This window comes from Pseudomonas syringae group sp. 243L2 (assembly GCF_032587875.1).
Lineage (GTDB): Bacteria > Pseudomonadota > Gammaproteobacteria > Pseudomonadales > Pseudomonadaceae > Aquipseudomonas > Aquipseudomonas amygdali.
The window spans coordinates 38,447-60,577 of record NZ_JAWHPL010000019.1 but is presented as its reverse complement, the minus strand read 5'-3'; the positions used below and the strand labels follow the sequence as shown (position 1 = coordinate 60,577).

17 protein-coding genes are annotated in these 22,131 nt (G+C 57.5%); 10 read left to right on the top strand and 7 right to left on the bottom strand.

The annotated features are described in order from the left end of the window. Positions 1 to 122 precede the first annotated feature (122 nt). Positions 123 to 2,426 carry a mechanosensitive ion channel family protein gene (locus RYB66_RS10635; RefSeq protein WP_316894365.1) on the bottom strand — a complete coding sequence of 768 codons (2,304 nt, stop codon included), beginning with the start codon at positions 2,424 to 2,426 and terminating at the stop codon, positions 123 to 125. A 277-nt stretch (positions 2,427 to 2,703) separates the two neighbouring features. Between RYB66_RS10635 and RYB66_RS10630 the strand changes: the two genes are divergently transcribed. After that, positions 2,704 to 3,522: an alpha/beta fold hydrolase gene (locus RYB66_RS10630; protein ID WP_005734479.1), complete on the top strand. Its 819-nt coding sequence runs from the start codon at positions 2,704 to 2,706 to the stop codon at positions 3,520 to 3,522. A gap of 49 nt (positions 3,523 to 3,571) precedes the next feature. Here RYB66_RS10630 and RYB66_RS10625 read toward each other — a convergent pair whose 3' ends face one another. Next, positions 3,572 to 4,420 (bottom strand): ureidoglycolate lyase, encoded by an 849-nt coding sequence (locus tag RYB66_RS10625; protein WP_057404485.1) that lies wholly within the window; start codon positions 4,418 to 4,420, stop codon positions 3,572 to 3,574. A 411-nt stretch (positions 4,421 to 4,831) separates the two neighbouring features. Here RYB66_RS10625 and RYB66_RS10620 point away from each other — a divergent pair, with 411 nt between their 5' ends. Both RYB66_RS10620 and RYB66_RS10615 read left to right on the top strand, forming a co-directional pair. After that, positions 4,832 to 7,138: a TonB-dependent receptor gene (locus tag RYB66_RS10620; protein ID WP_316894360.1), complete on the top strand. Its 2,307-nt coding sequence runs from the start codon at positions 4,832 to 4,834 to the stop codon at positions 7,136 to 7,138. Positions 7,139 to 7,367: 229 nt separating this feature from the next. Beyond that, on the top strand, positions 7,368 to 7,607 hold the full coding sequence (locus RYB66_RS10615; RefSeq protein ID WP_003317071.1) for a hypothetical protein: 240 nt from the start codon (positions 7,368 to 7,370) through the stop codon (positions 7,605 to 7,607). A gap of 172 nt (positions 7,608 to 7,779) precedes the next feature. Here RYB66_RS10615 and RYB66_RS10610 read toward each other — a convergent pair whose 3' ends face one another. The 3 genes from RYB66_RS10610 to RYB66_RS10600 form a co-directional block, all read right to left on the bottom strand. Continuing rightward, positions 7,780 to 10,689: a putative bifunctional diguanylate cyclase/phosphodiesterase gene (locus tag RYB66_RS10610; protein ID WP_316894358.1), complete on the bottom strand. Its 2,910-nt coding sequence runs from the start codon at positions 10,687 to 10,689 to the stop codon at positions 7,780 to 7,782. Positions 10,690 to 10,720: 31 nt separating this feature from the next. Next, complete coding sequence (locus RYB66_RS10605; RefSeq protein ID WP_010195080.1) at positions 10,721 to 11,542, bottom strand: phosphate/phosphite/phosphonate ABC transporter substrate-binding protein; 822 nt, start codon at positions 11,540 to 11,542, stop codon at positions 10,721 to 10,723. A gap of 292 nt (positions 11,543 to 11,834) precedes the next feature. Beyond that, a complete protein-coding gene (locus RYB66_RS10600) occupies positions 11,835 to 12,965 on the bottom strand; it encodes an ROK family transcriptional regulator (protein ID WP_005745972.1) in 1,131 nt (376 codons plus the stop codon). Positions 12,966 to 13,130: 165 nt separating this feature from the next. Here RYB66_RS10600 and RYB66_RS10595 point away from each other — a divergent pair, with 165 nt between their 5' ends. Genes RYB66_RS10595 through RYB66_RS10565 form a run of 7 tightly spaced genes read left to right on the top strand, consistent with a single transcriptional unit; the run spans position 13,131 to position 19,950 of the window. Next, positions 13,131 to 14,447 carry an extracellular solute-binding protein gene (locus tag RYB66_RS10595; RefSeq protein ID WP_004667316.1) on the top strand — a complete coding sequence of 439 codons (1,317 nt, stop codon included), beginning with the start codon at positions 13,131 to 13,133 and terminating at the stop codon, positions 14,445 to 14,447. Beyond that, positions 14,444 to 15,337 (top strand): carbohydrate ABC transporter permease, encoded by an 894-nt coding sequence (locus RYB66_RS10590; protein WP_005745974.1) that lies wholly within the window; start codon positions 14,444 to 14,446, stop codon positions 15,335 to 15,337. The genes RYB66_RS10595 and RYB66_RS10590 overlap by 4 nt, the downstream gene beginning before the upstream one ends. Beyond that, on the top strand, positions 15,334 to 16,227 hold the full coding sequence (locus RYB66_RS10585; RefSeq protein ID WP_316882023.1) for an ABC transporter permease subunit: 894 nt from the start codon (positions 15,334 to 15,336) through the stop codon (positions 16,225 to 16,227). The genes RYB66_RS10590 and RYB66_RS10585 overlap by 4 nt, the downstream gene beginning before the upstream one ends. After that, positions 16,224 to 17,330, top strand: coding sequence for a sn-glycerol-3-phosphate ABC transporter ATP-binding protein UgpC (locus tag RYB66_RS10580; protein WP_316894356.1), 1,107 nt, complete (start codon positions 16,224 to 16,226; stop codon positions 17,328 to 17,330). The genes RYB66_RS10585 and RYB66_RS10580 overlap by 4 nt, the downstream gene beginning before the upstream one ends. A gap of 6 nt (positions 17,331 to 17,336) precedes the next feature. After that, complete coding sequence (locus RYB66_RS10575; protein WP_316894354.1) at positions 17,337 to 18,098, top strand: glycerophosphoryl diester phosphodiesterase; 762 nt, start codon at positions 17,337 to 17,339, stop codon at positions 18,096 to 18,098. Beyond that, the gene (locus tag RYB66_RS10570) at positions 18,095 to 18,838 is read left to right on the top strand and encodes an inositol monophosphatase family protein (protein WP_003431801.1); all 744 of its coding nucleotides are present in this window, start codon (positions 18,095 to 18,097) and stop codon (positions 18,836 to 18,838) included. The genes RYB66_RS10575 and RYB66_RS10570 overlap by 4 nt, the downstream gene beginning before the upstream one ends. Further along, positions 18,838 to 19,950 (top strand): endo-1,4-beta-xylanase, encoded by a 1,113-nt coding sequence (locus RYB66_RS10565; protein ID WP_316894352.1) that lies wholly within the window; start codon positions 18,838 to 18,840, stop codon positions 19,948 to 19,950. The genes RYB66_RS10570 and RYB66_RS10565 overlap by 1 nt, the downstream gene beginning before the upstream one ends. Before the next feature lie 128 nt (positions 19,951 to 20,078). On the opposite strand, the gene RYB66_RS10560 is transcribed toward RYB66_RS10565, so the two are convergent. Together RYB66_RS10560 and RYB66_RS10555 are read right to left on the bottom strand one after the other, a co-directional pair. Further along, positions 20,079 to 20,642 (bottom strand): single-stranded DNA-binding protein, encoded by a 564-nt coding sequence (locus tag RYB66_RS10560; RefSeq protein WP_002555458.1) that lies wholly within the window; start codon positions 20,640 to 20,642, stop codon positions 20,079 to 20,081. Between the two features lie 9 nt (positions 20,643 to 20,651). Continuing rightward, on the bottom strand, positions 20,652 to 22,046 hold the full coding sequence (locus RYB66_RS10555; RefSeq protein ID WP_005781978.1) for an MFS transporter: 1,395 nt from the start codon (positions 22,044 to 22,046) through the stop codon (positions 20,652 to 20,654). Positions 22,047 to 22,131: the final 85 nt, after the last annotated feature.

The following is a 22,131-nucleotide window of genomic DNA, read 5'->3' as shown; positions in this document are numbered from 1 at the left end:
CGAACAATTGAAAAACGCCTGCAAACATAACACGTTGCCTGCCAACCCCCAATAGTTGCGCAGCCCGGCGGGGCAATGACGCCGCAACAACGCGTTGCAGCCGTCTCATGCCGCCCGATTGATTACTGAGCTGCCGGACCCGGCGGGCTGTTGCCCTTGGGCAGACCAAGCGGTGCAGGTGTCGGCGCAGAAGGTGTCGCAGCGGCAGGGTCCGAGGGCGCAGGAGGCCCCTCGGCTTCGACACCAGCCTGCGGGTTGTTGAAGCCCGGCCCCATGACCATCTGTGGATAAGTCTGCGCGAAACGCACGTTCGGGTTTTTATCCACAAGACGCTTGAGGCGCTCGTTGAAGGCGCGCCCCACTGCGTACTGACCACCGGAAGAGGTGCGGAATTGCGCGGTCAACACCATGCCGTTGAGGTTCATGCTGTCGACGCCGAACACCTCCAGCGGTCCTTGCAGGTTGTGCTTGAGCAGAATGTCATCGCTGATCGACTGCCCGGTTTCGCGGATCAGCGCCAGCGCATCATCAATATCCGAGTCGTAAGTGAACTGCACCGAGAAGAACGCATAAGCGAACTGCCGCGACTGGTTGGTGACCGCCTTGATCTGCCCGAACGGCACGGAATGGACAAAACCCTTGCCGTCACGCAGGCGCACGGTACGGATGGTCAGGCTTTCCACCGATCCGGAGTGGCCAGTACTGAGCACTACCCAATCGCCCACCGAGAAGGTGTCTTCGATGATGATGAACAGACCGGTGATCACGTCCTGCACCAGTTGTTGCGAACCGAAACCGATGGCCAGACCGACAACCCCGGCACCCGCCAGCAGCGGTGCAACGTTGATGCCCAGGTTGGCCATGGTGGTGATCGCACAGATCACCACCAGAATGATTTTCACCGCGTTGCGCAGCAGCGGCAAAATGGTCTTGATTCGTGTACTCGGCTGGCGGCCACTGCGATGATTGGCCGGTGGTTTGAGGGCTTCCTGAATGGCCGTGTCGAGCACTACCCATAGCAGCCAGGTGACCACAAATATCAGGCCGATGCTGCTCAGCGAATCGCTGATCACGCGACCCAGCGTGTTGCGCTGGGCAAACTCGAACATCGAGAAGCCCCAGATCCGCCCCAGTATCTCGATGAACCCGATGGCCAGCGCAATGCGCAACACCGCGTACACCAGGCTCAGCAGGCGCGCCTTGTACACATGCCCGCCGCGCCCCAGGGATTCGGTCGGTTTGAACAGGTGCTGGAACACTGTGCTCAAAAATACCGTGGCGATCAGCAGAATGGTGGTGAACAACGCACAACGCAGCGCTTCCTGACTGTCTTCACCGGCTCCGATCAGGTTGATCGCCGAGACCAGAATCATCAGCAGGATTGGCAAGTGCCACAGGTTGGAGAAGATTTTCAGCGACTGCTGCAGTGCTGGCCGTTGCAGGCGGCTGCTCAAGGAACGGTTACGAATCAGGTGCGCCACCGGGCGGCGCACCTTGATGATCAGCATGCAGAACACCACCGACGCAAACAGCCCGGTGAACACCGCAACGCTGGTGGTGACGTTGCTGCCCAGTTGGCGGGCGATCTGCGGGCTGGTCAGTGCATCGCTCAGCGCCGCCAGAAAACCGACCACAAACAGTGGCCTCGGCGCGTAGCGGCGAATCATGCGTACCGCGGCGCGCTTGTGCCCGGAGTTGAACATCACAATCACGCAGAGCAGCACCGAGGTCGACACGATGCCACTGCTGGTCGCATAGGCAAAGCACAGCGCCAGCGCACGGCCCACCGAAGACGGCATGAAGTGGCTGACGTAGAGAGTCAATGGCAGACAGACGATGGCTGGCAAGGTGAACGGCAATACGTATTTGAGCAGCGCCTGACTGCGCTCGCGCACCCGCATGAACGGCGTCCGGCACAAGCGCACCGCCAGAAAACGACCCAACGTGGTCAGAACGGCAAACGAGCCGATCCAGACAAACGACAAGGCGAGGAAGTCCCCGGCAACACTCCACGGAGAACGTGTAGTGCGCTTGTTGACCAGTTTCTCCAGTTCGTCGGCTGCACGGTCGGCGCGCAATTGCCAGGCGTCGAAGAGGTTGTCGTCAAGATTAAGCTTTTCCTGGACGTCATCAATGCTGGAACTGATGGCACCGAGCAACCCGCCCTGCACCAGAAGCTCCGGGGCCTCTGCCGCCGCTGGCTCGCCGCCGTCTGCCGGTTTCGCATCTGACTTCTCAGCGGGCTTTTCATCCGCTTTCGCCGCAGATTTGTCAGCTGCTTTGCCATCGGTCTTTTCGGCTGCCTTGTCGTCGGTCGGCACCGCAGCACCCATTGGCAAAGCAGGTACATCGGCTGCCTGGAGATTGAAACTGCCTGCGAATAGCAGCAGACCCGACAGGATCAAGATTTTCAGCTGAGACGCCACGCAGTTCTCTCCTTCGATGGACAAATACAACCATGCACAGACCAAAGCGCGCTTTGATCCCAAGGAACTGATTCCCGTACGCCCGGCAAGTTCGGTTCCGGCCGGGAAATACGATGAGCCGATGTTTCAAAAAATTGCGCCAGAACAGTACGCTCATTCTTCCCGACTGAACTATACAAAGCGCCAACTGCCGGAATTATCGGCGGCTGCCGAAGGCATGCATGAGCCTGTGCACCAGAGCGCTTGCCCGATCAACCCGACATCGAGAGGACTCTGCATGAGCACGTTCAACGCAAAAGATGGCACCGAGATCTATTACAAGGACTGGGGCGAGGGTAAGCCGGTACTGTTCAGCCACGGCTGGCCGCTGGATGCGGATATGTGGGAATACCAGATGGAATACCTCAGCAGCCGGGGCTATCGCACCATTGCCTTCGACCGCCGAGGCTTCGGTCGTTCCAGCCAGCCGTGGACCGGTTATGACTACGACACTTTCGCTGACGATATCGCCGAGCTGATCGAGCACCTTGATCTGCACGACGTGACGCTGGTGGGCTTTTCCATGGGCGGCGGCGATGTGACGCGCTATATCGCAAAATATGGTAGCGAGCGAGTTGCCAAACTGGCCTTGCTGGGCTCGGTCACACCGTTTTTCCTCAAGACTGACGACAATCCGGAAGGCGTCGACAAATCAGTGTTCGATGGCATCAAGGAGGGTCTGCTCAAAGACCGCGCGCAATTCATCAGTGATTTCGCCACGCCGTTCTACGGCCTGAACAAAGGACAGAAGGTTTCCGAGGGCGTACAGGCCCAGACCTTGAATATCGCCCTGCTCGCCTCGCTCAAAGGCACGCTGGATTGCGTGACGGCGTTCTCCGCAACCGACTTCCGTGCGGACATGGCGAAAATCGATGTGCCGACCCTGGTGATTCATGGCGATGGTGATCAGGTTGTGCCGTTCGAAGCATCAGGCAAGCGCGCCGCCGAGCTGATCAAGGGTGCAGAGTTGAAGGTCTATCCCGGCGCGCCGCACGGTTTTGCCGTGACCCATGCCGAGGCACTCAACAAAGACCTGCTGGCGTTTGTGCAGGGCTGATATTTTTATGTAACAGGGAGTCGGTTGCCGACTCCCCGCAGGCAGCGAATCAGTCGGCCTGAACGGTCAACTGATTCTGCTCGCCCAGCCCCGCAATCCCCAGGCGCATGCGTTGCCCTGCGCGCAGGAAGACAGGCTCTGGCTTGACGCCCAGGCCCACACCCGGCGGCGTACCCGTGGAGATGACATCACCCGGTTGCAGGCTCATGCAACGGCTCAGGTAGGCGATCAGTTGCGGCACGTTGAAAATCAGCGTGCGCGTATTGCCATTCTGATAACGATGACCGTCAACCTCCAGCCACAGGTCGAGCGAGTGAGGGTCGGCAACCTCGTCGCGGGTCACCAGCCAAGGACCTATCGGGCCAAAGGTATCGAAGCCTTTACCCTTGTCCCAGGTTCCGCCGCGCTCAAGCTGCCACTCGCGCTCCGACACATCGTTGACCACGCAATAACCGGCAACGTGCTCCATGGCAACGGCTTCGTCGATATAACGCCCGCCCTTGCCGATGATCACGCCCAGCTCGACCTCCCAGTCAGTCTTGAGCGAACCGCGAGGAATTTCGACGTTATCGTCCGGGCCGCAAATTGCGCTGGTCCACTTGTTGAATATGATGGGTTCCTTGGGCACTTCCATCCGCGATTCGGCTGCGTGGTCGGCGTAGTTCAGGCCTATGCAGATAAACTTGCCGACCTGCCCGACGCACGCCCCGATGCGCGGTCGGCCCGCCACCAGAGGCAGACTTTCGGGATCAAGCGCAGCCAGGCTGGCAAGGCCTGCCGGGCTCAACACCTCGCCAGCGATGTCCGTGACATGTGCGGACAGATCGCGGATCTGGTAGGCAGCATCAAGCAGGCCTGGCTTTTCCTGGCCCTTTTCACCGTAACGAAGCAATTTCATCGAGTTCTCCCGTTTCAGTCCAAGGTGCAAACCGCGGATTCAGAGGGTGATGCCCTGTTGCCCGGCCTTCGGAAATACGTATTCACGATTGGGCTGAACCCACTGAGTCTGGACAGATAGCATCGCAACGGACGCCTTGCCTAATGAAATTTACGACCAACTGCCAACACGCCGAGTCGGCATTGACCGGCAGAAAAATCGGGATAACACGCCACTGGTCATAATTAATACACACAGTGAGTATTAATATCACCCCCAGTTCAAACGAGCCCTTTCGTTGAAACGAGCCCCTCGAAAACACGACGGACTCGTACGTCTTGAAGGGCGAACTGGACTCATGTCAACGCTAACACCGTCCTGCAGATTCCCCGTCGCAAGCGCGGCGCCCTGACGCCCCAGGAAAACCTTTTCATGAACAATCGATCGATACCGCGTGCTTCTCGATTCCCGATAACGCGCCTTGCGTTGCTGGTTTCATTGAATTCACTGTGCCTGATCAGCCCGTTCATTCAGGCCGATGACGATGTGCCCACCTCAGTGACGGCGCCCGCCAGCGACGACACCGCTGCCGTGACACTGGGCACGGTGTCAGTGATTGGCCAGGGCGAAACCCGCCAGGTGCAACGCGTCACGCAAAAGGACGTAAGCGCTTATTCCGCAGGCACCAGCCCATTGAAAGTTCTGCAACGGCTACCGGGAGTCAACTTCCAGTCCGGCGACCCGCTGGGTCGTGAAGAAGGCAGCCAGCGCATCAGCCTGCGTGGTTTTGACATGCACCATCTGGGCTACACCCTGGACGGCGTAACGCTTGGCAACATGAGCTTCGGCAACTTCAACGGTCTGAGCATCACCCGGGCGATCATCGTGGAAAACATCGCCGCCAGCGAAGTGGCTCCAGGCATCGGTTCGCTGGGCACGGCATCGAACAGCGATCTGGGCGGCACCATCCAGTTCACCAGTTCCAATCCGGACAAGGAATTCGGCGCGCGACTGTCACAGACCTTGGGCAGTTACGACACCTCGCGCACTTTCATGCGCGTCGACACAGGCGAATACAACGGTCTGTCCGCTTATGTGTCGGGAGAAAAGTACGACGCCGATGCCTGGAAAGGTCACGACAACCCGCAAAAATCCGACGCTGTGAACGCCAAGGTCAATTACAACTTCGGCGAAAACCGCGTGAGCTTTTTCCACAGCACCTCGTCTCACGACGAAGCCAATCTGCCCAGTCTGTCGAAGAGCATCATCCAGCGTCTGGGCTACAACTGGAGTTACTACACGCCGGACTGGACCCGCGCGGTCAATGCGGCCAATGGCATCTACACCGGCGGCGTAACCAGCGCAGGCGATGCGACCTACAACGCCAGCAGCCTGCGCGACGACGAACTGGACATCCTCAACGGCAATTTCTCGCTCACCGATGATCTGGTGCTGGACGCCACGGTCTATCACCACCATGACTCGGGCCGGGGCAATTCGTACTATCCGTTCATCTTTACCAGCGGCTCGACCACTGTCCCCAGCAACTCGATTCGCAGCACGGTGTATGGCATTGATCGAACCGGCTTCCAGAGTTCGCTGACCTACTTCCTGGGCCAGCATGAAATTCAGGGCGGGTTCTGGATTCAATCGAACAAGAACGACATCGCCCGTTACCTGTTCGATACCACCAATGCGACTCCGCAAAACCATATCGTCAAAACCAATGGCCTGAGGCAGGCGGCGACAGTACTGGACCAGAGCTACAACGACCTGACCCGACAGTTTTTCCTGCGCGACACCTACACCCTGCTCGATGACCGACTCAAGCTTGAGTTCGGCGCAAAGAACACTGTCACCACCTCCACTGCCGAAGGTAAAGGCGGCGGTTATGCCAGCGGTTCGCTGGAAGCGCGGGACAGGTTTTTGCCGCAAGTGGGCGCAACCTACACACTCAATGACAGCGATGAAGTGTTCACGTCTTATTCGGAAAACATGGCGGCCTTTCCGAGTGGCGGTTACAGCCCGTTCTTCACCACGCAGACCGCAGTGGATGCGCAGAACGGCTTCAAGGACCTCAAACCCGAAACCTCGAAAACCGCTGAACTGGGCGTACGCCGCAGCACAAAGCTGTATTCGGCATCCGCGGCGGTCTACAACACCAAATTCGACAATCGCCTGGTGGCCATCACCAACTGTACCGGCATCGTCATCTGCCAGAACGGCGTTGCCAACGTCGGCTCTGTCACCAGTCGGGGCCTGGAACTGTCATTCGGCCTGACACCCGACGAGCACTGGCGCTGGTCCAACTCCATGTCCTACAACCACAGCACTTATGACGACGACTATGCCAGCGGCGGCAGCACCGTTCATGTGAAAGGCAAAACAGTCGTCGATACGCCCAAGCTGATGTATTCCAGCAACCTGGACTGGAATTGGGAGCACTGGAATGCCGGCATGCAGGGCAACTACATCAGCAAGCGCTATTACACTTACACCAACGACCCCAGTGTCAGCGGCTACTGGGTAGCGAACGCCAACCTCGGTTACGACTTCGGCAAGCTCGATGCCATCAAAGACACCACCGTCTCGCTGAACATGGTCAACCTGTTCGACAAGCGTTACATCTCCACCCTCAACACCGACGCCAGCGCAGCGACCGACCCGGCGGGCAATTTGCAGATTCTGCAGGTGGGCACGCCACGCAGCGCGTTTGTAACACTGGGCGTGAAACTTTGATTGATGCTGACTGAAAGCGGGCGAAGGATCGCCCCATCTGCCACTTACATTGAATTACGTCGCGCGGCTTGCTCTTGGAGACAGGCTCTTGTGGGAGCGAGCTTGCTCGCGAAGGCAATGTACCTGTCTCTGCACGACCGCGTGGGTTGCCAACCTCAATGGCGACGAATACCCCATCGTGCTGCATACTCCCCTGACATACAGCGCCTGACCTTCATCTGGACACCCCATGACACCCAACGCAGAACTCTATAACCCGTCCACCGAATATGCCGACAAGCTGATTTCGCGCATCGGACAAACACCTTCGTGGATCGCAAAACGCATTGGTGTGACTGACAAGCGCATTCGCTACATTCTGGATGGGGAAAGGACCGTCAAAGGCGAAACCACGCCGATTCAGATGACCTATACCGAGCAGTTTGCACTGGAGTGTCTTGTGGCAGAGGCTATAGCGCTGAGGATGTAGGACCCGCTGGCTATCAAGCATTGCCCTTGAATCTGAGGTTCCTGATAATCACGCCCTCAAATAACTCAGGCAAGGAAATGCAGTGAAAGGAAATCTAGTATTGGTGGCGTTGCTTGCCCAAGCTTGAGTGCGGTGAAGTCTTTACTACGAATAACTCTCATGCTCGCGGTTCTCAAGCAGGTATTTCCAACAAGCTCAGACTACGTGACGATTTAATCATAGAAGCACACTCTTCAATGATGACAGGCTTACTAAAAAGATAACCCTGCATTTGATCGCAGCCATACGTCACAAGCAGCGCTAACTGGTCGACTGTTTCGACGCCTTCTGCAATGACTTTAAGACCCAATTCGTGCGCCAACACGATGACCGCTCTGGTGATAGCGGCGTCCTCATGATTGCTCGTTATATCTTTTATGAACGCCCTGTCAATTTTGAGGGCGTCAAGAGGGAATCGTTTCAAGTAAGCCAAACTCGAATAGCCCGTTCCGAAATCATCGACCGAAAGGCTTATGCCATACGATTTTATATCTCGAAGTATGTTAACCGCCGACTCGGGATCGATCATCAGCATTGACTCGGTCAATTCGAATTCTAAAAGAGCGGGGTTGATACCGTACCCCTCAACAATGTGCTTGATGGTCTCAGCCAGGCCTTTTACCTGAAGCTGCCTGACGGACAGATTGATGGCGATCGGTACCTGCCTGACATTATTTTCTTCCCAGCTTTTTATGGTTTCACAGACGTTGCGGATAACCCACTCGCCGACAGGAATTATCAGGCCGGTGTCCTCAAGAATAGGGATAAACTCAGCCGGAGAAACCATACCCTGCTCCGGGTGATTCCACCGCAGCAAAGCCTCCAAACCACTTATCCTGCCATCGGTGAGGCTGACCTTTGGCTGAAAATGTAGAATAAACTCATCACGATCAAGCGCACCCCGCAATAGCGTTTCAGTTTGCAAGCGCCGAACCAAACTTTCATTCATTGTGGCGTTGTAAAACTTGTAGTTATTACGGCCACTTTTTTTCGCATGGTACATGGCGGTATCCGCATTCTTCAGGATAACGCCAGTGTCACGCCCATCAAACGGATAATTGGCGATACCGACACTCGCTGAAACAAATACATCCTGACCGCCCAGATTGAATGGTTTCCCCAACGCTTCAACAACATGGTTCGCAAGGGTTTTTATAAGGCTTTCGGAATAAACATGATGGGTAACGACGATAGAAAACTCGTCGCCTCCCAGCCGCGCAACCACACTGTTTTCATCAATGCAGTCTTTCAAGCGTCGACCCGCCTGTATAAGCAATTGGTCGCCCACTGAATGCCCCATGGTGTCATTCACTGCTTTGAATCTGTCCAAATCGATGAATATGACGCTGACTGCATCTGGCACTGACGTTTTCCGACTGATTATCTCGCGCAGATAATTGCTAAGAAACCAGCGATTAGGCAGATGGGTGAGCGAATCGTTTTCGGCCAGATAGATTAGCTTTTTCTTGGCATCATACCGCTCAAGCGCGGCGGCCAACAGGTTAGCAAGTGTTTGAAGGTAGCTCACATCTTCACGTGTAAAGGAGTAGTCAGTGCTGGCATACACTCCAAGAACGCCCTTGAAAACCTCCCTGCAGGATATCTCAATCTCTAGACCACTTCTAATACCGCAAGCCTCCACTGTTTCACCCGGCAGCAGCGTGTACCTGTTATCAGGTGTATCAGAATTAATGACACACCCGGTGGAAGAAGCAGTACCATTCAAAAAATCATTGTGATAACCACTGCGGACTTCCACGTGGTTCAAGCCAACCTCCGCGTTGAGGATGACCCCATGACTCACTCGATCAACGACTAATAAAGCCGCCTTGCTCAATGTTAATCCTTGCGCCGCAGTCAGTGCTGCCAGCTCACCCAGCGCACTGACGTTTTCTTCTGTCAATGCCTGCTGACCAAACAAGGCGATAAGGTTTTGCCTTCTGGAGTTATCCAGAATCGCGACCTCAAACTCCTTTCGAACAGTAATATCGATATCGATGCAAATATATTTTTCAACGCCGCCCATGTCATCGAGAATAGGTATTATGGTGCGTCGATGCCATGCGTCCTTACCGGTACGCCCCGAAAGCCTGACCTCACCGTTCCACACCTCATTTTCAGGTACCCATCGCCACGGCTCAGAGGCTGAAGACATGCCGGTCCAGACTTCATCGATCTTCAGCTCTAAAAGCTCAGCTCGCGAATGCTGCGAGCTTTTTACGAATCGTTCGTTAACGTAGGTGATACGTCCGGAGGCCGAAACTTCGCAAACGATTGAAACTTCATCAAGGGCATTTTTATGCTGCACCAAGGTATTCATCAGCGAGTCGATACGCAGGCCAAAGTGATTGCGCATACTGGCGGCAGTGCGGTTTACCGCTTTTATAGCCTCCTGTATTTCCATGGGGGCATCAGCGACCAACATAGCTTCAGCGGCCACTGCGCCCGAAGCGATTTCTGCCTCATACGAATGAAGTTTGCCCAGATGGGCAAGCGAACGCTTGATCATGAACCCCATTAAAATCAGACTGATCAGTAAAAAAAATACTGCAAACAGTGTCGCCTGGACCACCAGGCTATAGAGTTCGGTAGCAATTCTCTCGGCATTAAAAGACAGACGCATCACGCCATAATCTTTTCCGCCGACCGTAATCGGGCGATTGACATCGAATAATCTCGCAGCGACTTCGGACTCTATCCACGCAGGGGCCCTTCCAACAGGCGCACTGGCTGCCTGCAGGCGAATGACGCCACCCGACAGGTCAATAAACACGGCCGACTTGAACGGCGAGCGAGCCAAGGTTTTTTCGAGGGTCCTTTTGATGGTGTCGTAATCGCCGATGACGACGCTTTCCTCTACAGCTTGCGCGGCGACCTCGATCAGCATGTTAGCGGTGTCTTGTATCTCTTCAATATGCTGAAGCAGCTGGTTTTTATAAAATAGCCCCAGCCCTGTCGTCAAAAAAGTCAGTATTAGAATGGATAACATCGCTAGTATTCGCGACGTCAGTGATTTGGGCAGCAGGCTTTTAAAGAAATTCATTAACAGCCTCTCCAGCTAAAGTTGAAATTATTTACTTAAGTTTTGCTGGCAAACTGTTATAAAAATCACGATAGGACGCATAATCCGCTTCCGTCGCAGGAATGAAGGTAATCGGTGCCGGTGCATGGACCAGCTCGGTCGCCTCACGAAGAACCCTGCTACCGTCGGGATCGTTTTGCATATTAAAAAATGCGTTGGCTACCGCATCACGTTCTTTTTTAGAAACCCGAGGGGATGCCATGAGGGCCAGGTCATTGAACGAGGCCGAACTCCACAGCACGCGGAACGACTTACCTTCTCTCTCAGTGTAGCCACTTACAAGCTGTGAATTGGCCCCCATCGCTTGAGCCTTGCCACTAAAGAGTTGGCTGAAAGCGCCATCCATGTTTCCGGCAAACACGGTAGACGTACTGATCCCTTTCTTCACCAATTCCGAGTTTGTGACTTTATAAGCGATGAACGCTTCCGGTCCCGGATACACGACTTCCTTGCCCTCTAGCTCCGAAAGGCTATGAATGGGCGAGTCGGCAGGTACCACGATCTGCCCCTCGAGGGCAGGCGCGTCACGGCGACCAAACACCTTCCAGCCCATCTTGTCGCGTTCCGGGCTAAAAAGATGGTTAGTAAAAGCGAAATCAACTTCTTGCGCGAGCACATAACTTGTTGTATCAGAGGATGTTCGACCTAATTTCAGCGTGAGATTCACGCCGCTTTTGTCGGACACATACTTTATGATTGGATTCCAAAAACTGGCTGACAGATTAAGATTGTACTGATTGACAGGCGAAAAGTTGTAAACCTTAAGTTCTTCAGACGCGGCCACATTTGACAAGGCAAACGACAGGACAACCATTATAGCTTTGCAGCCCAAGCATAACTTCACTTGTCAACTCCACATGCAGACTAACGTCTTACCCAACGGTGATGAGCAATAACTTAAGCTCAGTAATATAGTATGATCGGCCGACAACCTTGAATCTTAAGCACCGACTGCATGAAGAAATATTAATCGGCCAGCCAACACACCTGCCTGCCGCGTCCGGGCGATAGCCTTGAACTGGACAGGCCGAGGTGGCTTTTGCTGCATGACCATTGCCTCGGCCGCAACGTGCAGTACCCAGCAATGAGTTATTGTTGACGACAGATCAAACAAAAAACCGCTCTTTCAACGGCACCAGTGCCGCCCCGATAGCCGCCGCATCGCCATTGGTCTCACTCAGCAATAACTGAGGCCGAGGCGGTGGCGCGTTGTAGCGGTGGGCTCCCCAGAAAGTCGTTGCCGCAATCAGGCGTCTGCCCAGCTCTGGCGGTAATTGCCCGCCAAACACTACCGCCTGTGGATCGAACAGGCCCGCCAGTGCGTTAACCAGACGATCCAGGGTTGGTTTGACGCGTGCCAGCCAAGTGTCCACGCCGGGCCAGTCAGGGTCGAAGCGCAGGCGCAGGTCTTCGATTGAATCTACCTGTACGCCGTTCTGATGCAATTCATCCAGCAGGTAACGCAAGGCCGGACGGTTTATCGACTCTTCGTCGTTGTAGAGGGTGATCTCGCCCGCGTTGCCGTGGCTGCCGAAATACGGTTTGCCGTTAATCACCACGCCTGCGCCGAAACCGAAGTTGAACGACAGGTAAATGAAGTTGCTGGCCCAGGCCCCCACGCCCACCAGGCTTTCACCGATGGCCGCAGTGGTGGCGTTGTTTTCCAGCCAGACCGGCATGCCGAAGCGCTCTTCGAGTATCGGTTGCAAGTCAATCAATGACCAATCGCGCAGCGGTTCAGGTGCATTGATCTGGCGGTTCTCAAGAAAAAAACCGGCGATGGCGAAGCCCATGCCAATTACTCGTTGCGCCTCGATGCCATTGCGTTGAAGCATGCGTTCGATGGTCTGATCAAGCGAATCCAGCGTGCTGTTGCGGCTCAACGGCGGCGTACGCAAGGTGACCTGTTCCAGCACATTGCAGCCCAGATCCGCGATGCAGACCACTGCCGAATCGGTATTGATCGATACGCCGATGACATACACCGCCTCGTTGACCAGCTCAATGCGCGGGCTGGGCTGACCACGGCCGTTCTTCACTCGCTCGCCGCTGCGCAGCAGGCCTCGGCTGATCAGTTCTTCGATCAGGCGGTGCACCGACTGCTGAGCCAGGTCCATCTCGGTCGAAACCGTGGCGCGGGTGATCACACCTCGACGGCGAAGGATATCCAGCAATTTGCGTTCATTCAGGCTCAGCGGTTGGTGCGCATGAAGTGGCGTATCGAGGTCGAGGGGCATGGAATCTACAAATCAGGGGAGGATTAAAACAGTGGGCGTGTAAAGCAGTGTATCGCCCGCCACCCATTGCACACTTCCATCATGAAAATTTAATAAAAGTCGCGCAGGTCACAAATACTACACACAAGCTGTATTAAATGGCACTGAGTTCTTGTGGGTGTCCTCATGCCTTTCATCAGTAAGACGCTTTCCATGCTGGCGCTGCTGCCGTTCGCTGCTCAGGTCTTCGCCGCCCCCGCCGAGTTCTGGTATAGCCACGGCGGCGCGGCCGGAAGTGCCATCGCAGATTTGTGCAGAAGCTTCAATGCGCAGCGTGAGGATGGGGATCGCCTGCACTGTATCCGCCAGGGCAGTTATGAGCAGACGCTGCAGAAGACCGTCGCCGCGTACCGCGCAGGCATAGGCCCGGCGCTGGTCGAAATTTACGATGTGGCCACGCCTGACATGCTGCTGGGCGGTGCCACTCTGCCTGTCGAGGCCATCATGGCCGGTCATCAAAGAGCCTATTCCGACGACACTTTTCTGCCAGCCTTGCGGCGCTATTACTCCGATGATCACGGCGCTCTGGCGGCCCAGCCTTTTGCGGCGTCCACCGCCGTGCTCTACACGCACCGAAATGCCCTGGCCGCGGCAGGTATCAGCGAGCCCCCCGCCACTTGGGAAGCATTTGCTACAGCCTTGCGGGCCTTGAAGAAAAACGGCCACGCATGCCCTGTCGTCAGCGAATTTTCGCCGTGGATCTGGCTGGAGCAGACCAGTGCAGCGCAAGGCACCGAAGTTGCGGTTCGCGCCGCTGGCACCGAACGCTATCAGTTCGACAAAGGTGCCCACCTGCGCTTGATGAACGACCTGGCGCAATGGACCGCCGAAGGTCTGGTGGTGCACGAGGATTCGACCCGCAGCGGTCAACAGGCGCTGGCTTTCGCCACCGACGACTGCGCCATGCTGATCGACTCCACCGGTGCCTGGAATATCGTGCACAGCACGCTCAAATCCGATATCGATGTCACAGCACTGCCGATTTACGCCAACACCCAACGCCGTACCAACGCTCCCGGAGGTTCCTCGCTGTGGGTGATGCGTGGGCATGCCGCGCGGGATTACCGGCTGGTCTCGGAGTTTCTGGCGTTCGTACTGCAACCGGATAATCAGTTGGTGTTCAGTGCCCGGACCGGCTACCTGCCAGTTACTCAGGCGGCAGCGGCACGGTTGCAATCCGCAGGCAGAGAGCCGTCGGCCGTAATGGTCGGGCTTGCGGCACTTCACGACATTGACGGCCAGCCTTCTACGCCTTTGCGCTGCGGCTTTATCACGCTGATGCGTCTTGTTTGGTCGCAGGAAATGGAAAACGCGCTCGCCGGTCGCCAGAGCGTTGAACACGCCCTGCGTCAGACAACGCTGCGCGCCAACGAATTGCTCAGTCTGTTTCAGCAGATGCATCAGGCCCAGGCCAGCAACGAGTCAGACGGGGCAACGCCATGAAACCTCGGGCGCATTTTCCGCAACCGCGCCTGGCGCTGCTGTTTGCCCTGCCCCAATTGCTGGCACTCGGGTTGTTCTTTTATTGGCCTGCAGTCCAGGCAATCTGGTGGTCGTTTCATCTGGTGCCGCCCTTCGGCGGTAACGAAATCTTTGTCGGCCTGAGCAACTATTGGCGAGTGTTGAGAGACCCTGGCGTGCTCGCGTCGCTAGGCTCGACGCTGGTGTTCAGCCTGTCGAGCGTTGTGCTTTCGATCCTCATCGCACTGGTGCTTGCGCTGTGCCTTGAACTGAAACTGCGCGGCAACGCAGTGTTTCGCAATCTGCTGATCTGGCCCTACGCGGTATCGGGCGCCACCATCGGCATTGTCTTTCACGTGCTGGCCAATCCGGTGATGGGTATTTTCGCCTGGCTTAACGCGATTGCCCCCGGCACCTGGGCACCCTACGCCAGCCCGATGCAGAGCATGTTGTTGCTGATCGTGGCCTATGCCTGGTGCCTGGTGCCGTTCAACTTCGTGATGCTGGTCGCCAGCTTGAAATCCGTCCCCGATGACTACCTCGCCGCCGCCGCACTGGACGGGGCAGGCCCGTTGCGACGCATGCTCGACATACAGCTGCCGCTGATTGCGCCCTATCTGCTGTTCGTGTTTGTCATCGACCTGCTGGAAAGCCTGTCGAACAGCTTCGGACTGGTCGACACCCTCACACACGGCGGGCCCGGCGATACCACCAACGTACTGGCCTACAAGATTTACACCGACGGTTTCATGGGCCTGGATCTGGCAGGTTCGTCGACACTGTCAGTGCTTATGTTGCTGGCAGTTGTAGCGCTGAGCATCGCTCAGTTCAAACTCTTGTCCCGCTTCCAGCGCCGTGGGGTGAAAGCATGATCGAGCGTCACCGGCTGATCGACGCGGGCGCTTACCTGCTGCTGACGCTCGGGCTGGTGTTCGCCCTGGGGCCGCTGTACGTCGCAGTCTGCTCGGCAACGGTCAGCAACCCACAACTGTTCGCCCACGGCCTTGCGCTGATACCCGGCGACCAACTGCTGGAGAACCTGCAACAAGTCACCCGACGCCTCGACCTGCTGCGCTTGCTGGGCAATAGCCTGCTGGTCGCCACGCTGGTGGTAATCGGCAAGCTGACACTTTCGGCGCTGACAGCATTTGCCGTGGTGTACTTTCGCAGCAGCTACACCTCGGTGATCTTCTTTGCCGTGCTGGGCGCTCTGCTGCTGCCGCTGGAGGTACGCATCATCCCCACGTATGCGGTGGCCAGCGACCTGCTCGGACCGCTACGCAACCTGTTGCAATGGCTGGGCATCCAGTGGCTGCCGGTGCCGACCATCAACCTGCTCGACAGCTACACCGGGCTCGCCTTGCCGCTGATTGCCTCAGCCACCGGCACCTTTCTGTTCCGGCAGTTTTACCAGACGCTGCCCGCCGAACTGGTCGAGGCCGCACGTATGGACGGTGCCGGGCCCTGGCGTTTTTTTGTCGACATTCTGCTGCCGCTGTCGAAGACCAACTTCGCAGCGCTCGGCACGCTGGTGTTCATCGGCGCGTGGAAAGACTACCTGTGGCCGCTGGTCGCGACCAATCGCGAGGACATGCGCACGCTGGTGCTGGGCGTCGCCAGCTTTCTGCCGACCGATGCAACCCAGGTCCCCGAATGGAACCTGCTGATGGCCGCCGCCGTGGTCAGCATGCTACCCCCCATCCTCGTCATTGCGCTCATGCAGCGATGGTTTGTCAAAGGCCTGATCGGAGTCGGTAAATGAACGCGCTCACCCCTATTGCCTGCGCGCCGGATATCGTCCTCAAGGGCCTGCACAAAACCTATGGGTCAGGGCACATCCTTCACGGGCTCGATCTGGTTTTCAAGGCGGGCGAGCTTAACGTCATCCTCGGCCCATCCGGGTGTGGCAAGTCCACGTTGCTGCGCATGGTCGCCGGGCTGGAGGAGGTCAGCCAAGGGCAGATTCTGATGGGTGGCCGCGACGTGACGCGTCTGCCGCCCAAAGAACGCGGCTGCGCCATGGTGTTTCAGAACTACGCGCTCTACCCGCACATGAGCGTCGCCGACAACATCGGTTACGCGCTGAAGCTGGCACGCATCTCACGCAAGGAGCGCGAACAGCGTATTCACGAGTGTGCCAGTTCGCTGGGGCTGGAGGAGTTGCTGCAACGCAAGCCCGGAGAGCTTTCCGGCGGTCAGCGTCAGCGCGTCGCGATCGGTCGGGCGCTGATCCGCAAACCGCCGGTGCTGCTATTCGATGAACCGCTGTGCAATCTGGACAGCGCGCTGCGCCATGAAATGCGCCTGTTGATTCGTAACCTGCACCAGCAGACCGGTGCGACGATTCTGTATGTCACCCACGATCAGACCGAGGCCATGACCCTCGCCGAGCGTGTGGTGATTCTCAACAAGGGCCATGTCGAGCAGATCGGCACGCCCACCGACATCTACGATCAACCCGCCAGCATATTCGTCGCCAGCTTCATCGGCACCCCGCCCATGAACCTGCTGCCTGTGCACTGCCTGGACGACAATGTTCTGATACTGGCCGACGGACAACGCCTGCCCATCAAACTCGGCATTGCCAGCAACCGGACAGGCAAATGGCTGATGGGCCTGCGCCCCGAGACCTTCGTGCTCGCCCAGACAGGCGTCACCGCCACCGTGGAGTCCTTCGAAAATCTCGGCAGCCACAGCCTGCTGTATTGCCAGTTGGCCGGAACACGCTGTGTTGTCAGTCTCGCCGAACGGCAGCATCTGATGCCCGGCACCCAGATTCGACTTGCCATCCATCCCGCGCCCTTGCTGTTCGATATCGAGAGTGGCCAACGCCAGCTCGTTTCCTTCTCCCAAACCACCAAGTGACCCGCCATGCAAAAACCTGCGCCCCTCGTCCGCTCGTCCCTGATTGCCCATCGTGGTGCCAAGGCTTACGTGCCGGAAAATACCCTGCTGGCCCTGGAGAAAGCCGCCGAGTGCGGCGCCGAATGGGTCGAGATCGACGTGAAGCTGACCCGCGATGGCGAGCCTGTCGTGATTCATGACGACTTGCTGGACCGCACCACCAACGGCCGTGGCGCCGTGGTGCTGCATGACCTGAAGGCTATCCGCACGCTGGACGCCGGCAGTTGGTTCGCGCCTGAATTCGCCGGCCTGCAGGTGCCGACCTTCGAAGAGATCGTGGCCTGTGCGCTGCGCCTCAATCTGGGTTTGCAAGTCGAACTCAAACCGACCATTGGCGACGATATCGAGACGGCGGAAGTGGTGATGCCAATCCTCAAAAGCCTGTGGCCCGCCGACAATGATCGGTTGTTCGTCTCGAGCTTTTCGGTGCGCTCGCTAACTGCCGCCCGCCGCTTGTGGAACGACGTACCACTGGCCATCGCCTCGGTGGTCGCGCCTGCTGACCCGGTCGCTTTGCTGGCCGAATATGACTGCCGAATACTTCACGTACTTGACGACATGCTCGATGACCATCACCTTATTCGCCTGAAAAGCAGCGGCGTCGAATTCGCCGTGGCTACCATCAACAGCCCGAAACGCGCGCGTTACCTGCTGGAACACGGCGCGCAGTCGATTCTCAGTGATTACCCGGACCTGTTGAACCTGCCGAACGGAGGCTGTCTGCAATGAACAACCGACTCAGCGTCGCCATGCAAGCTGTAGAAAAGGCCACTGGCCTGGCCATGGCGTATTTCAACGACCGCCACACCCTCGACATCACCACCAAAAGCGCGCAAGACCTCGTCTCCCGCGCCGACTTTGAAGTGGAACAACTGCTGCGTGCAGAACTGAGCAAACACTTCCCCGACGATACAATCCTGGGCGAAGAAATGGGCGGCGAATTCATCACCGACGGCTGGGTCATCGACCCCATTGACGGCACCGGCAACTACCTGCGCGGCACCCCATTGTGGGGAATCGCGGTGGCGTACATGTCGGCAGGTGAACCCGAAATCGGCGTCGTCGCCTACCCGGCATTGGGCTACACCCTCGCAGCCCGCACGGGCGATGGCTTGCTGCGCAACGGCGTCCCTTTTGTCCGCCCTCAACCACCCGAGCACCTGCGCATCGCCGGCGTCGGCGAAAACACCCGATGGGACGCCGAAGAGATGGGCAAACTGCACCTGAGCCTGCGCCGACAGGGCTGGGGCCTGGCAGGCTATCGCTGCGCAACCATCGGCCTGGCGTTCGCCGCGTTGGGGCAAACGGATGGGTACATGGAGAAATTCACCAGCCTGTGGGACATCGCGGCAGGCGCAGTGATTTGTCGAGAAGCTGGATTGCTGTGCACGATTGAAGGCGAGCAGAAGCAAGGGTCAATGACTGTGATGGTCGGGCGTGAGGAGTTGATGGAGATCTTTGGTGCGTAATGCGCCGGGCTAGTCGACGCAGTTTTCTGACTGCGTTTGTTCGCCTGCTGGCGTGCCTGCCCTTCGCCAACAGCAGGCTGCTGGCGGCAGAAACCTTTCCCGCATTGCGCCAGCCTGCAGCCGAGAAAGGTATCCGGTTCGGCTTTGCGGTTGATCCGGTAAAGCTGAATGACGATGCGGCCTATCGGCAACTGGTCGCCCGTCAGGCCAGCATCGTAGTGCCAGAAAACGCCTTGAAGTGGCAGACCGTCCACCCCGAACCAGAGCGTTACAACTTCGCATCCGCCGACGCAATCGCGGGGTTTGCGAAAGCGCATGAACAGAGTATGCGCGGCCACACTTTCTGCTGGCATCGCTCTTTACCCGACTGGGTTCACCACACCGTCACCCCGACGAACGCCGAAGCGGTGCTGACGGCGCACATCAGTACCGTCGCCAGCCATTATCGCGGCCTCATCAGCGCATGGGACGTCGTCAACGAAGCCATCCAGCTGGAGGATGGCCAGCCTGACGGGCTGCGCAATTCATTCTGGTATCAGATGCTCGGGCCTCGCTATCTGGACATAGCCTTCAAGGCTGCGCACAAGGCCGACCCGGACGCCCTGCTCTGCTACAACGATTACGGCCTGGAAAAGGATACCCATTACGGCGAAAGCAAACGCACTGCCGTGCTCGCCCTGCTGCGCGGGCTCAAGCAGCGGGGCATTCCGATACACGGCCTTGGCATTCAGTCCCACCTGCGTGCAGGCGACACATTTGGTCCGGGCCTTTCCCGCTTTATTCTTGCAGTGCGTGATATGGGGTTGTCGATCCACATCACGGAACTGGACGTCGACGACAGCCACTTCACGGGGTCTATCGCAGAACGCGATGGATCAGTTGCAGCGACTTATAAGCGGTATCTCGACGTGGTGCTTGCCACGCGCTCGGTATCTACCGTTATTACGTGGGGGGTTTGGGACAGCCCGCATGTTGCAGGCGCCACGGCCAGCAACGGGCCGTTGGCACAGCGGGCATTGGCGTTTGGCCCGCGAGGTGAGGTTAAGCCAGCGAGCTGGGTGATCGCGTATTGTTTCGAAAACGCGCAAACACAGAAGGATGCGCGGATTTAGGTGCTCAGCGGCTTCACGGCAGCAGTACAGCCGGAGTGGTTCAGCGCTTTCTGACGCCTGAAAACGACGAAGCCCCCGATAAACGGGGGCTCCGGGTCTGGACCTGTACAGCAGGGTCCAGCGATATCCTAGAACGGAATATCATCATCAAAGCTATCAAAGTCAGCAGCTGGCTGCGGCGCTTGTTGTTGCGGCGCTGGGCGCGAGTCGCGTTGTGGCGGCTGCTGGTTGTAGTTCTGCTGAGGTGCGGACTGCTGCGGCGCCGATTGCTGAGGGCGCGACTGCTGTGGACGCGGTGCGGACTGGTTGTAGTTGCCACCGCCCTGACCTTGTTGGGAGTCGCCTTGTGGGCGGCCACCCAGCAGCTGCATGGTGCCCTGCATGTCGACGACGATTTCAGTGGTGTAGCGCTTGATGCCGTCTTTTTCCCACTCGCGGGTCTGCAGCTTGCCTTCGATGTAGACCTGCGAACCCTTGCGCAGGTATTCGCCAGCGATTTCGGCAACTTTGCCGAACATCGATACACGGTGCCATTCGGTCTTTTCGACTTTCTGACCGCTCTGCTTGTCAGTCCATTGTTCGCTGGTTGCCAGACTCAGGTTGGTCACGGCGTTACCGTTAGGCAAGTAGCGAACTTCGGGATCCTGGCCGCATGTACCGACCAATATGACTTTGTTAACCCCACGGGCCATAACGTTCTCCTAGGCTTCGCACGCTTCTGACGCTGGATTGACCAGCTTTTCAAGAGAGGCGCGATCCAATAATTTTGTGTCGAGTTTTATGTAGATGGCCGCCTCTTCAGCAACCACCACTGCATCTGTCACGCCTGCTACGGACATCAAACGCTCTGCCAGGCCTGCTTCACGCTGCGCCTGCGGCGACAACGGCAGACGTAGGCTGGTCACGTAAGGCGGTTCTCGCATGGTCACTGCAAAGGCGAGCCAGACGGCGGCCATGGCTGCACCACCCAGGAACACCACATCGAGCCCACCGTGCTGGAACAACCAGCCGCCCAGTATCCCACCTGCGGCCGAACCAAGAAACTGGCTGGTGGAATAAACTCCCATTGCCGTGCCTTTTCCGCCGGCCGGTGAAACCTTGCTGATCAGCGACGGCAACGACGCTTCCAGCAGGTTGAACGCGGTGAAGAATACCACTGTCCCGATGACCAGTGCCCGCAACGTGTCGCCGTATGCCCAGAAGAATAGCTCAGCCAGCATTAAAACTGTGACGGCGCCCAGCAGAACGCGCTTCATTTGACGTTTCTTCTCGCCATAGATGATGAACGGGATCATCGCGAAGAAGGAAACCAGCAAGGCGGTCAGGTAGACCCACCAGTGCTCTTCCTTGGGCAAACCGGCTTTTTCGACCAGCGCCAGCGGCAAGGCCACGAAGCTGGACATGAGCATGGCGTGTAACACAAAGATACCCAAATCCAGGCGCAGCAGGTCCGGATGACGCAACGTCGCCCCAAGTGCCTGTTTGGCGACGCCGGATTCGCGGTGCATCAACGGGCCATTGGCCTTGGGCACCACAAATGCGACGATCAGAAGACCCAGCAAGGCCATACCGCCTGTGGCCAGGAACAATCCCGAAAGGCCAAACATACCGGTGATCACCGGGCCCACCACCATGGCGATGGCGAACGACAGACCAATGGTCATGCCGATCATGGCCATGGCCTTGGTGCGATGCTGTTCGCGGGTCAGGTCAGAGAGTAAGGCCATGACGGCGGCGGAAATCGCGCCGGCACCCTGCAGGATGCGCCCGGCGATGATTCCCCAGATCGAATCGGCATTTGCCGCCACCACGCTGCCAATCGCAAAAATGATCAGGCCGAGATAAATAACCGGTCGTCGTCCGATACGGTCGGAAATGATCCCGAACGGAATCTGCAGCACAGCCTGAGTCAGGCCATAAGCGCCAATCGCCAGACCGATCAATGCAGGGCTCGCGCCCGCCAGGTCCATGCCGTAGGTTGCCAGAACCGGCAAAACCATGAACATGCCAAGCATGCGGAACGCGAACACCAGGGCCAGACCGCCTGCTGCGCGGGTCTCGCCGCTACTCATACGCTCGCTGTGGGTATCGTGCATGGAATAACCTCGTGTGAACCGGCGGCGATTCTACCAGTCCCATCGTTGTACAGCACATACGCGACGCTTTGCCGCGTAATGGCTC